Annotated in this window: 11 protein-coding genes; all 11 read left to right on the top strand. The window is 64.3% G+C overall.

Going from position 1 to position 11,381, the window contains the following annotated elements; translation table 11 throughout:
* Positions 1-156 precede the first annotated feature (156 nt).
* Positions 157-444: a hypothetical protein gene (locus ACZLZQ_RS06610; protein WP_472948681.1), complete on the top strand. Its 288-nt coding sequence runs from the start codon at positions 157-159 to the stop codon at positions 442-444.
* Positions 441-887, top strand: coding sequence for a hypothetical protein (locus ACZLZQ_RS06605; protein WP_472948680.1), 447 nt, complete (start codon positions 441-443; stop codon positions 885-887). Before ACZLZQ_RS06610 ends, ACZLZQ_RS06605 begins: the two co-directional genes overlap by 4 nt.
* A gap of 139 nt (positions 888-1,026) precedes the next feature.
* Positions 1,027-1,590 carry a hypothetical protein gene (locus tag ACZLZQ_RS06600; RefSeq protein WP_472948679.1) on the top strand — a complete coding sequence of 188 codons (564 nt, stop codon included), beginning with the start codon at positions 1,027-1,029 and terminating at the stop codon, positions 1,588-1,590.
* A gap of 117 nt (positions 1,591-1,707) precedes the next feature.
* Entirely contained in the window at positions 1,708-2,034 is a 327-nt protein-coding gene (locus tag ACZLZQ_RS06595; protein ID WP_472948678.1) for a hypothetical protein, read from the top strand.
* The gene (locus tag ACZLZQ_RS06590; protein ID WP_472948677.1) at positions 2,022-2,807 is read left to right on the top strand and encodes a hypothetical protein; all 786 of its coding nucleotides are present in this window, start codon (positions 2,022-2,024) and stop codon (positions 2,805-2,807) included. The genes ACZLZQ_RS06595 and ACZLZQ_RS06590 overlap by 13 nt, the downstream gene beginning before the upstream one ends.
* Complete coding sequence (locus tag ACZLZQ_RS06585; RefSeq protein ID WP_472948676.1) at positions 2,804-5,056, top strand: TnsB C-terminal domain-containing protein; 2,253 nt, start codon at positions 2,804-2,806, stop codon at positions 5,054-5,056. The genes ACZLZQ_RS06590 and ACZLZQ_RS06585 overlap by 4 nt, the downstream gene beginning before the upstream one ends.
* Positions 5,053-6,045, top strand: a complete 993-nt coding sequence (locus ACZLZQ_RS06580) for a TniB family NTP-binding protein (RefSeq protein ID WP_472948675.1) — start codon at positions 5,053-5,055, stop codon at positions 6,043-6,045. The genes ACZLZQ_RS06585 and ACZLZQ_RS06580 overlap by 4 nt, the downstream gene beginning before the upstream one ends.
* A complete protein-coding gene (locus ACZLZQ_RS06575) occupies positions 6,042-8,417 on the top strand; it encodes a TniQ family protein (protein WP_472948674.1) in 2,376 nt (791 codons plus the stop codon). The genes ACZLZQ_RS06580 and ACZLZQ_RS06575 overlap by 4 nt, the downstream gene beginning before the upstream one ends.
* A gap of 232 nt (positions 8,418-8,649) precedes the next feature.
* Positions 8,650-9,444: a TIGR04255 family protein gene (locus tag ACZLZQ_RS06570; RefSeq protein ID WP_472948673.1), complete on the top strand. Its 795-nt coding sequence runs from the start codon at positions 8,650-8,652 to the stop codon at positions 9,442-9,444.
* The gene (locus ACZLZQ_RS06565) at positions 9,444-10,031 is read left to right on the top strand and encodes a hypothetical protein (protein WP_472948672.1); all 588 of its coding nucleotides are present in this window, start codon (positions 9,444-9,446) and stop codon (positions 10,029-10,031) included. Before ACZLZQ_RS06570 ends, ACZLZQ_RS06565 begins: the two co-directional genes overlap by 1 nt.
* Before the next feature lie 28 nt (positions 10,032-10,059).
* A complete protein-coding gene (locus ACZLZQ_RS06560) occupies positions 10,060-10,860 on the top strand; it encodes a hypothetical protein (protein ID WP_472948671.1) in 801 nt (266 codons plus the stop codon).
* Positions 10,861-11,381: the final 521 nt, after the last annotated feature.

Here is an 11,381-nt window from a genome sequence, read left to right as displayed (position 1 = left end):
CAAGAAGGAACCCCAATGGAAACCATAGCCCGCACCGACTGATCCGGCTTCAGCCGCATCGCCCTTGTCCTGACCGCCCGTGCACCCTTCGCACGGCGCCGGCGAAGCCATGCCAACCCGACGTCGGCAGAAGCCGACCAACCATCGGAGCTCACCATGATCCGCATCTCTCACTGGACGAACGTCGTCCTGATCTCCGTCTTGGCGCAAGTGCTGACCGAGGGCCCTGATGGCCGATCCCGACGCACGAAGCGTTCCCGACGCGGTTTCGAGCACGTCATCGAGGCGACGCACCGCGATGAAGCCGTACGCTCGGCCGGAGTGCGGCCGGACACCGACGCCACGCACGTTGCCATCCGCTCGTCCGCGACGGGAGCGACCGCGCAGATCCGCGACGAGTGCCCCCTGCTCATCGATTTCCTCGAGAGGAGGACGCGGTCGTGATCGATCCAAACTGGTTTCCCCGCGACATTTCCGAACTGCCATCCCAGCAGCGCCGCCGCCGTGAGGATGAGCTCTGCGAACTGGCGGACTCCATGTCCAGCCTCGGCGTCTTTCGTACCGTGGGCCGCGACGGAGTCACCGTGGACTACCTCACTTACGACAGCGATGAAATGAAACGTTACCGATGCCAGATGATGGCAAGGGACCGTCGTTACGGCACGGGCCTGATCGCTCATCGGGCCATCGTGTGCGTGAACCCCGAAAATGCAGAGTTCGCCCAGGTCATGATCGAACCCGAGCGGGTCTTGTTCGATGTACGGGTCCGACAAGTCGATCGCCCGTACGTTCAAGGCCTGTCCCAGGCAGAACACCGCACTCGAGTGAAGTCCGCGACGCAGGCGCGGCGCCGTCTGATGCGGGGACAGCCCCCCTTCTTGACCTGACACATCCGGGACGGTGCGGCGCCCGCTAGCCGGCCGCATCGTTCCTAGCCCCCAGAAACGAAGCCAACTTGCCGGGCCTCCGGCGGGAACGGCGAAGCCATGCCCTTCAACCCGACCCGCTCGGCTTACGGAGTTCCAGATGCCCAGAGTACCCATCCACCTTTGCCACTTGACCGCTCCGCTGCTGGAGAAGCTGCGCCGTCAGGGGATGCTCGTCCCCGGCGCCGTCTACGGCAAGCGCCCGCTCGAACGCGCCCTCCAAAAGAAAAACGTCGTTCACCTGCGCTGGGTGACGATCGACCCGAATCTCCTTGGCCAGCTTGTCATCGCCTCCCCATCCGACGGACGTTTCGTGGCCGCCACCGTCGACCTCAATGTCCGTGGCAAGCTGACGCTCCTGCGCCACCGGCTGACGGAGCGGACCGTCATCCTGACTGCCGCCCTCGCGGCCGGCCCGACCGACGACCCCGATAGTGCGGAACTTCGGAAATCGGCGCTCCGGCGTCGGCGCAACCTCCTCAAGATCATCGAGGTCGCGAACCGCGCCGTCACATCCCAAGCGGTTTCAACTTTGGCCGCATCCCCTGCATGCCAACCGTCCGCGGGATCTCCTGGCGGGCCGATGGCGGAGTCATCCCCGGCCCCCGGAGCTCGTCTCTCCAACCCGACGCCTTTCGACGACCTGCCCATACCCGACGCCTGACACCGAACCTTTCGTAACCGATCCGAACCAACCCGGCCTGCGGACCTCTGTCCGCGGGAGCGAAGAAACTCGTCCACGAACCGCAGAGCGGTGGGGACACACATTGAGGAGTGCCGGATGCATCTTCCAACCGAATTCCCGAGCGGCGCAAACGCCTTCGCCGAAGTTCAAGTCGACATCCTTGGCGAAGGGATCGGGATCGACGGTGTCACCTACGTGTCCACCGAGCTTGCTCTCGAACTCCGTGCGGCAGGCGGTGACTCCACGGTCTGCGCTGCCGTCGACCCCATCGATCCGAACTTCGCGTTCGTCGTCTTCCCCGGCACCTGCCGCCTTCTGCGTCTGACGAAGGTCGTCGACGACTCGAAGCGTGTCCGCTGGTTCACCCGGTCCACCAACATGGCGGAACGCCACTACGGGAGGATGCGCGCATGCCTGCGCTGACCGTCGGAGCCGTGCCGGTCACCAGGCTGCCGTCGGTCATCAACCCCGTCACGTTCGGCCTCGATCCCGGCGAACACGTCCCCGTGGGCGAAGCCAAGCTGCACGTCAGGTCGCAAACCCGCATCAAGCTTTTCACTGACAAGGCGGCGCGGGGGTTCCTACACGTCACGGGAAAGGCCCACCATGCCGGGGCCGTGCACCTGCTGACGGATCCCCTCAACCTTGTCATCGCGGATCGGCCGCACCGCCTCGACTACCATGTGTTCACGTCGAAGGGGCGGGTTGTCACGAAAGGGCACGTCCCGGCGTTCGCCGTATCGCGGGCTGACGGCAGCGTCTTCGTGATCGACTTCGACACCCGGGCCAACCTCGCCTCGCCGGGGTGGGTGCGCCGGAAGGCGGAGCTGAAGCGCGCGTACCTCGAGGACCACGGCATCCTCTACAACGCCGTGGACGACGTGGTCCTGCGGGTTGAGCCGCTCTACTCGAACGTCACGCGGCTTCACTTCTGGGCACGCCAGCCTCCCGACCGCGAAGCCGACATCGCGGTCCGCATCGCGATCGGGGAACTGGGATTGCCGACCACGGTCGGAGCCGTCCGCTCCCGCGTCCACCTGCCCCTGACCGATGCCGACGCCGCATGCCGCGGCCAGTTCGACCGTGTCCTGCCGACCATCGGCGAGATGGCCGTCGCCGGCGAGATCGGCCTCGTCCACTCCGTCCCCCTTTCAGACCTCACCCCAATCGTCCACGCACCAGGAGCGCGTCCATGACCGAGCTGTCCCCAAAGGCCTTTCTCAAATTCGGCGCCTACGCCAAGCCGATCCAGGAATACGAGATCCACGTCGGCGCCATGTTCGTCATTGGCGCCATCGACGACCCCGACAGCGAAGCCTGCGTCGTGGAGTCGATCATCCCGTCCGGCGAGGGCGTACCGCGCATGATCGGCATGCGCGAGCTCGGCAACCGGGCGCGGCCGTTCTTCAAGACGGACGCGGACATCAGCGCCCTCGAGGAGGGTGGCATGATCCGCCCGCTCGCCCGTGACCCGCGCACGGTGGCGGGGCAAGGGAACCGATCCGCGTTCAACGTCGACCCGGCCAAGCTCGCATGGGCCGACAAGATCGCCTGGTATGCCCGCAAAGTTTATGACCATCCGACCTTTGCCAAGTCCCAGTCGCGCGTCGAGACGATCATGAAACTCGTTGTCGGCGACAAGGAGGATCCCGCCGCGCCCTGCGCGATGACGGTCCTGCGTGCCATCCACGACAATGTGGCGGTCGGCTGGTTCGATCCGACCGCCACGGCGCTTGGCAAGAAGTCCACGTGGAAGCCGCCCAGCCAGTTCGGCGACAAGATCGAGGCCGAGATCCAGACCTGCATCTTCCGGATCCTTCGGCTTGCCAAGGGCAAGGGCACTCATGCGTACGGCCTTTTCCTCCGGCGCATGCGGAGCAAGTACAAAGCCGAGCCCGCCGACCTGCCATCGCTCAAAACCGTCCAGCGTCGCCTCAAGGACATCCCGCCGTACGTTCACGACTACCTGCGCTACGACCCCGACACGGCGCGGCGGCGTCATGGTTCGGTTATCCGGCGCCTCCTTCCCGAATGCCCGTTGCACACGGTCGAGGCCGATGACCTCCGGCTCGACGCCGAAATCGTCGACGACGTGACGTTCATGCCCCTCGGCCGGCCGTGGCTGATCATGATCCGCGACCGCCGGACGGGCATCGTCCTCGGCTTCTCGTTGGTGATCGGCGCTCCCTCCTTCGCCGGGTTCGTCGACGCGTTGCGGCACGCTTGGTTCCCGAAGGACATGGCCGCCTACCCCGGACTCTCGTGGCGGTATTTCGGGGCCTGGAAGTATCTGGTCGTCGACCGTGCCAGCCACTACAGCGGCGGTGACGTCGCCAACGCCGGGACGCAGTTGGGCTTCGAGATCGTCGAGCTGCCGCCCGCACGCCCGGAGCTGAAGGGCGGCGTCGAGTCCGCCAACCGCTACGTCAACGAGCAGACCGCGCATCTGTGGCCCGGCAGCGTCATGGGCAACGTCGTCGAACGCAAGGAGCATGAGGTGGCGCGGGTCAAACCGCTTCTCACCCTGTCCGAGACCCGGTTTCTCCTGACGCACTTCTTCTGCACGCAGGCCAACGAGATGCCGAAGCGCGGCATCGGTCCGCTGCGCACCATGAACGGCGTTCCCGGGGCGATCTGGGATCGCGAGATCGGCAAGGTGCCGCGTCGCCCCCTCATGGATCCCGACATCTTCACCCGGCTGGTCGGCAACACCCGGCGCCTGACCATCCAGCCGGACGGGATCCAGTTCGATTACATCAAGTTCTGGTCCCCGGCCCTGATGCGGGTCTTGCAGCACAAGGACCACGTAGAGGGCGCCCGTTACGTCTGCGTACGCAACCCCAACAACCTCGCGACCCTCGTCGTGGTCGTCCCCTTCATGGGCGAACCGTTGCGCGTTCCGGTGACGGCGGAGATGGCACCCTACGCCACGGGACTTCGGCTTGATGTCCACAAGGCCTTCCTCGCCCAGAACAACAAGGAGGTGACCGAGGCCAACGCGGCCAGCCTGATGAAGCGCAGCCACCAGGCTTCGGTGGCGATCGCCGTCGAGGTGAAGGGCGACCGTGAGCGTTTCGACATCGCAGGCATGATCGACCGCCTCGTCCACGGCGCAGAGATCAAGCGCATCGGCAGCAGGGTCACCATCGGCACCCACAGCCCCGCCGCGAGCCAGACGGTCATCGACATGATGAATCCTCCCGACGTCCCGGAGACCGAGGCGCGTTCGCCGAACGCGCCGACGACCGACCGGGCGCCCCGTTCCGAACGCGCCGCCAGCATCCGCCAGTTCGTCCGCGACGGCGACGGACCCATCACCGAGGTCGACCGCGGCTCGCCTCCCGTCGCGCCGATCCTCGTCGACCAGAAGGCCGACGAGGACGAGATCGAGGCCGAGATGGCTCGCCTCGAGGAAATCCGCAAGCAGAGGGGCCTGACGAAATGAGCTTCGGGTTCAGGGTACGCGACTTCCACGACCAGCCCTTGTCGAAGGAGGACCGGGCCACCGTCGCCGGCCTCGGGATCGCCGAGCGCAAACGCATGGTGGACGACCTTCATGTCCCTCTCGACGGCTTCCAGAAGGCGAAGGAGTTCATCCGGAGCCACCACTTCCCGGTGACCGGCGCCCCACACGACGTCGGCAAGTTCCACCTCCTGCTCGGGGAATGGCGCTCGGGCAAGTCGTGGCCCGTGATCCACTACGAGCAGGAGGTCAACGAGGCGCGTGGAAGCCGTGACGTCCATCCCGTGGTTCACGTCACCTGCGGAGAGGGCTGGGGCGCCAAACAGGTCCTGATCGCCATCGGGACCGCGATCACCGGCAACCCCGTCAGCGAACGGTACGGCATGAGGCTGCTGACCAGCCTCGTCGTCAATCTCCTGAAGCAGTTCAAGGTCGAGCTCATCGTCATCGACGAGCTCAACGAGGTGATGTCGAAGGGGAAAGGCCAGCAGAGCAGCCTTCTCCTTTCCAGCCTGCGCGCGATCCTCGACCAGCGCCTCTGCAACGTGATCGGGGTCGGCGTACCCTGGATCTACAAAACCGTCAAGGCCAACCACGGCTACCTCGGAGGCCGTGGCGGCCTTCTCAACCATACGGTCCGCTCGCAGGACTGGCATTCAACCGAAGGCATGGAGAACTACATGGTGTTCCTGAACAACGTCGACGCTCGCCTTCCCTTCCCGAAACCCTCGGGCATCGGGATCCCCAAGTACGCCGCGCACTTCTACGATCTCAGCAGGGGTTCGATCGGCTACACGATGTCGTACGTGGCGGCAGCGGCATTCATGGCGCTCGACGCAGGCGCCGCGAAGATCGAGCACGACCATCTCGTGGCGATGGGCGTCGAGGCGCGCGGCCCGAAGGACACCTTCACGCACTTCGTCGACCAGCTCGAGCCGAAGCTGGTGGGCCGCCGGGAGGCGAAGAAGTGAACGCGTTGCCTGAGCTTGGTCTCGCGGAGCACGATCACCTCCTCTTGGATGCCGTTCCGGCCCTCTTCCGCGCGGTTCCTGACCCTTTTCCCTTCGAGCCCGCGCACGGATGGGTGCGCAGGGCGGCACACGCGAACGGGCAGGTCTCGATGAGAGGCCTCGTCGCTCAATTCGGCATCGAGTACGGCCGGCTGGATCCGGCAACTTGCCTGGCCCTTGCAAAGGCCTCCGACGTCGCGCGGTTCACAGAGCTCGCGGCCAGCACTCCGGTGATCACCGGAACACGGGTGGCTACCCAGGGCCTTGAAGTTTCGGCCCGCAACTGGTCGGTGGCCACGCGGCGCTATTGTCCGGGCTGTCTTTCCGAGGACGGCTACCATCGGTTTTTCTGGGACTACAGGTTCTTCCTGTCGTGCCCCTTCCACGGCATCACGCTGGCGGGAGACAAGGAACCGGACCGGGTTTACTGGACATGCACGGACATGCTGTCCGCCGAGAACGGCCAACGCCTCCCGGTCGAGACCGACCGGTTGCCATCGGCCTTTCCGTCGTTGGAGCGCTACTCGCTTGGTCGGTGTGGCGTCATGGATCCGTGTCCCGCCGAACTTCTCGATGCCGAGCCGTTCGACGACGTCGTCTGGGCTGTCGGTACCGTGGGGATCATGCTTGCCGGACTGGATCGGAACCTGCTTGCGAAGAAGAAGCTCCCGATCACGGTAGAGTCCCAGTCCATGGGGTACATGGCGCTTTCAGGCAGCCCGCTTCACTTGAAGGCCGTCCTTTCGGCTCATGCGGCGGCAGCGTTGAACGAGTTGCCGCCGAGGAGCCACATCGGCATCGGAAAGCTGTTTGGGCGTGCCTACTATGCCGCCATCGCGATGCGTCGGTCATCGATCGCATCGATCCTGACGGCGACGATGCGTGATGTTGCGGCCGAGACGGGGCGGGTCACCCCGAGCAGGAAACGTACCCCCGCCGCGGAGGCGAAGGTCGAGCTCCTCACCCTCGAGGAGCTTGCCGCGCACCTTTCGTTGACCAGGGCCAAGGCCCGCATAATCTGCAAGCTGGTGGGGCTCCCCTTCGGCGACGCACAGGGGAAACGATTTCTCTATTCGTACGACGACGCTTCAAGGATCCGACGGGTTTTCGAGGAGGGTTACACCCCCGAAGCCACATCAGAGGCGCTGGGAGTGAGTCTCCGCGATCTTCCGGTCCTCGAGAAGTCGGGTCTGCTGCGGTGCGTGTACCTGAAGTCCCGGGAGCGCAGGGACGGCAAGATCCACTACGCTCCCGACGTAAAGGCCATCCTTGCTCGTTTCAGCGACTTGCCGCTGCCCGACGTCCCAACGGTCTCGCTCCGCAGTTTCGCCTTCGCATGCGGCGTCTCGCGAGGCGAGCTGATGCGCCGGATCGTGGCGGGCGAGGTGTCGCCCGCAGGCAGGATCGGGCGCGGGCGATGCTTCAACGGCATGCGGATCCAGACCGAACAGGCCGCCCGATCCCCTGGCATCTCGGCCCGCAGGGCAGCGTTCCTTCTCGGCTTGCCAACCAAGACGATCAGATCGATGTGCCTCAACGGTCTGTTGCCCTCCGACGGAAGCACGTTGCGCTTCGGCGGTATCCCGGATGGAGCGGTCGAAACGTTGCGGCGCGACTACGTGTCCACCGCCATGGTCACGCCACGCATGGGAGTATTGGAGGGTTGGAAGGCCATCGCCGAACTGGGGCGTCTCGGCATCGACGTCATCCGCATCAAACGGGCGCCGACAGCGTTGGCCTCAAGGTCCGACTTGCTGAGCAAGGCTCCGTGGCTTCTCGAACCGACTGCCGAAGACGACGCATGGACGGTACTGCGAGCTGGGGTCAAGACCACCAGCGGTGCCTGGTACCTGCCGGAGCTCCTCCGGGGGAAAGAAGCCGCCTTCGCACTGAGTGATGCCAAGGTGAAGGTCGTGCTCCGGTTCGGGGAAGGCCTCACCCTGTCCGTCGACTGCTCGGATGGAAAGGCCCGTCGGCGGTGGCGGACCATCCAGTCGATCATTTCGGAGCTGCCCCGACGCCTTCCCGATTTCCGCCTGATCCTCGAAGGGGAGAAGACGGCGACGCTGGTGGCCGAGTTTCCGTATGACCAAGTGCAGGAGGCGGGCGGCGACGCGGCATGCCTTTGGTTCAACGGGTGCCTCGCTGACTTGTCGGACACGTTTGCGGGCCGACGGCCGGGGGCCTTGCCGGATCCCGAACGCGAACGGCGCGAGATCGAGACCGCAAGCACCCGACGTGCGCGCATGGGCACGGTACGCGACGCGAAGTCCTATGACCGCAGTCGGTCTGAGCGAACGGGTCAGTTCACTTCGAACGGGACGCAGCCATAATAGCCCGCCGCGAACCACGCTGGATGCGTTCCTTGGGCACTACGACAAACGAGGCTCGCTGGTACGACTGCTCGTCCAAAACGCTCAGGAGTCGTTTCCGGCGGCTTCGACGTTCTCGGTCCACAAACCGTAAACGTGGCCGGCCTACCCGTGCGCTGGAACTTGATTTGCACGACGACGATTGCACGTGTTTAGTTGAGTGTGTAGTGAAGCGCGCTCAGAGGAGAAAAACGTGACCCAGCTCAAGAACGCACCCGTCGTGTACGTCCTTGGCGTGTTGCGTTTTCCCCAGCTCGTGGAGCCTGGTCGTCTTGCTGCGGCACTTCAGCCACGCCTTCGGAGCGACTTCCCGATGTACGAGGAGCTGGTGGCGCCGCACTTGCAGGTGGATATCGGCCAGGACGGCGTGAACTTCGTAAAGCAGGAAATCAGGACCTGGCATTTTGCGTCCATTGATCGATCCTGGGCACTGATGGTCAATGCTGGACAGATCGCCCTGCACACCAACAGCTACAACGACCGGACCGACTTTGTCGGGCGCTTCGCCAAGTGCGTCGAGGCGGCGGTCGGCATCGAGGACGTGGGCATCGAACTCGTCGAGAGCATTGCGTTGAGGTACGTGGACCTGATCGTGCCGCACCCGGGAGAGAATCTCTCGAGCTACTTCGTCGACGGGTACCTCCCTACCGATATCCCGAAGGCCGGATTGCAGGTACGGGAGGGCGTTTTTTCCGCCGCGTACGCGACGGACGCAGGCGACCTCCGGGTTCAGTTGTTCCGTCGTCCGCCGACGGTTCTTCCGCTCGAGCTCAACAGCGAGTTCACGCAACGGGACAACTGGGCGCCGCAACGCCCGGAGGGCGATTTCGCGGTCTTGGACTCGGACCACGGCGTAGTCTACCCGCAACCTGTCGGTATCGAATCGTTCGACGTCCGTGAAAGGATGCTCGGACTGCACCAGCCCATCAGGGGCGTCTTCGATGCCCTGACCAGCGAACATGCGATGAAAGTTTGGGGAGCAAAGTGATGGTTGCAGAGAACATGAAGAATGGCGCGCTTGCCGTCGCAACCTTCGCCGCCGTGAGCTTCCTCGCGGCGGGGAGCCCCCACGCACGCCAGTACACCTCCACAGCATGGATGAAGGCATCCGCAGACTTCGGCATCGGGCGTTCCGCGGCTTCTTTGCCGACGCCACTGACCGCGTCGGAGATCGTCGGCGTCCTGAAGGACGACGGGTTCCCGATCTCGGTTATCGCCGAGCTGGCAGGGGTCGAACGCAAGACGATCTACTCGTGGCTGGATGGCACGACCGTCGTTCGCCCCCAGAACGAAGAGCGCATCGCGGCGATGTACGCCGCCATCAAAAGTGTGACGGGCGGAGACTGCCGATACGTTCACCGTGTCTGGAGGCTCAAGGACCAGGGTGTATCATTGCGCGACCTGGTCGCCGAGGACAACGTGGATGCGCGCGCCGTTGCCCGCGTGCTGACCGCACTGAAGCCTGCGATGGAACGCTACGCGCGCAACGATGCATCACGGCTCGACATCAAATCGGACCACCTTGGGAATGCCGCCCTTGACGACATGCCAACCCTGACGCTCTCCTCAGAGTAGCAGTAGGTCGGCAAGGGACATTCCGCGTTTGATAGGATTCGGGGAGAATGAGGCGCAACGGCTCCTCGAGGCCGGCTGGAGGCAGGGATCGGTCTTCCGCCCGAACGAGTGGGTCGGTGCGCCTCAAGGCCTGGCGACCGACGAGCTCCTGGTCGTTTTGAGCCAATCCTGCACGGTCGTGTCGGAACGCTTGCATTCAGACCCGTTCGTCGAGGTTGCCGTCGCGAGGCGCGAAGCCAAGTTCGCGCCCCGAAGCCCAGCGGCCCTCGGCAAAAACTTCCGTAAACTGTTGCTTCCGATAGACGGCGAGGGCTACGCGGCGATCGAGATCGACGTGAACCAACGGGCGTTCGCCGACCGCGCGCTACTCCTGAACTTCGGTCCTGACGAGGTGCAGCCATCGGCCGCGGGTACCAGGAGCATCGGCGGCTGGATGGGGCGCATCTACTCCCGCATCGCGTTGCCAAACGCGCTCGTGGTTGCGCTCCGGGAAACCTGTATCCCGGCGCTGAAGGGTGCCATGGAGTCCGACTTCGAGGGAGCACCCGCGAGCGAACGTATCATCGACATCTTCGCTCAGTGGGAGCCGGACGACGAGAGCGGCGGTCCTTACCGGATCAACTTCCTCATCGCGGCAACCGACTACCCAGCGGCAGAGGCGGTCGACAAAATCCTGCGCAAGACATTCCCGCTGAAGACGCCGGGATTGCACGTGTCCCACGAGTGCGACTCGGCCGAGCAAATGTTGTTCTCGCAGACCCAAGCCCGAACACGGTTCAGCGATCTTGATTACCTGAGCAGCCTCGCGGACGAGGGATGGCGAGCGTGAGTCTGCCAATGGGCTCGAGGTGCCCTGCGTAATCTGGCCACTAGACACGCCGCTGTAACAGAGGTCTGTCTTCCAGGGGCGGTGGGTAACATTCGGCTGTCGTTTGATCGAAAGGTCGCGTCGTTTCAATGGTAAATCGTTAGATATTTCAATGGCCGGGTGTCACAGGAGGTCTGTCGTTCAGCATACTTTCCAGGGTTTCAGGAGATGTATCGACCGTCCCAACCTCGGTTGGACGCGTATTGGACGGCAAGATGACATCTTGGATACGAACGAAGGCCTTGAGGTCTCCGGGCTCGGCGGCGTCGATCGCGATGTGGCGGTCAGCACTTGGCGCGTATTCCACACCTCAGAGTGCCGAAAACTCCAGCGTTTCGTTCAACGCACAGTACGCGGGTATGGATGTTCGCCCGCCGATCTCCTCTCCCGCCAAGCGCAGTCGGAGCAGGCATCACGCTGGCGTGATGGCAGCGAGCTGTCCGGTCACGCAAAGCATATTGTGCGCCGCACTATCGTGATGT

It is taken from the genome of Mesocryomonas lacus, from assembly GCF_055730105.2.
Note: the sequence above shows the minus strand (reverse complement) of the source record. Positions and strands in the feature narration are given on the sequence as shown.

What these genes read in the sequence shown, in the direction of transcription:
- ACZLZQ_RS06610 (WP_472948681.1), top strand. Translation starts at nt 157, where the DNA reads ATGATCCGCATCTCTCACTGGACGAACGTCGTCCTGATCTCCGTCTTG.
- ACZLZQ_RS06600 (WP_472948679.1), top strand. Translation starts at nt 1,027, where the DNA reads ATGCCCAGAGTACCCATCCACCTTTGCCACTTGACCGCTCCGCTGCTG.
- ACZLZQ_RS06595 (WP_472948678.1), top strand. Translation starts at nt 1,708, where the DNA reads ATGCATCTTCCAACCGAATTCCCGAGCGGCGCAAACGCCTTCGCCGAA.
- ACZLZQ_RS06590 (WP_472948677.1), top strand. Translation starts at nt 2,022, where the DNA reads ATGCCTGCGCTGACCGTCGGAGCCGTGCCGGTCACCAGGCTGCCGTCG.
- ACZLZQ_RS06585 (WP_472948676.1), top strand. Translation starts at nt 2,804, where the DNA reads ATGACCGAGCTGTCCCCAAAGGCCTTTCTCAAATTCGGCGCCTACGCC.
- ACZLZQ_RS06580 (WP_472948675.1), top strand. Translation starts at nt 5,053, where the DNA reads ATGAGCTTCGGGTTCAGGGTACGCGACTTCCACGACCAGCCCTTGTCG.
- ACZLZQ_RS06565 (WP_472948672.1), top strand. Translation starts at nt 9,444, where the DNA reads ATGGTTGCAGAGAACATGAAGAATGGCGCGCTTGCCGTCGCAACCTTC.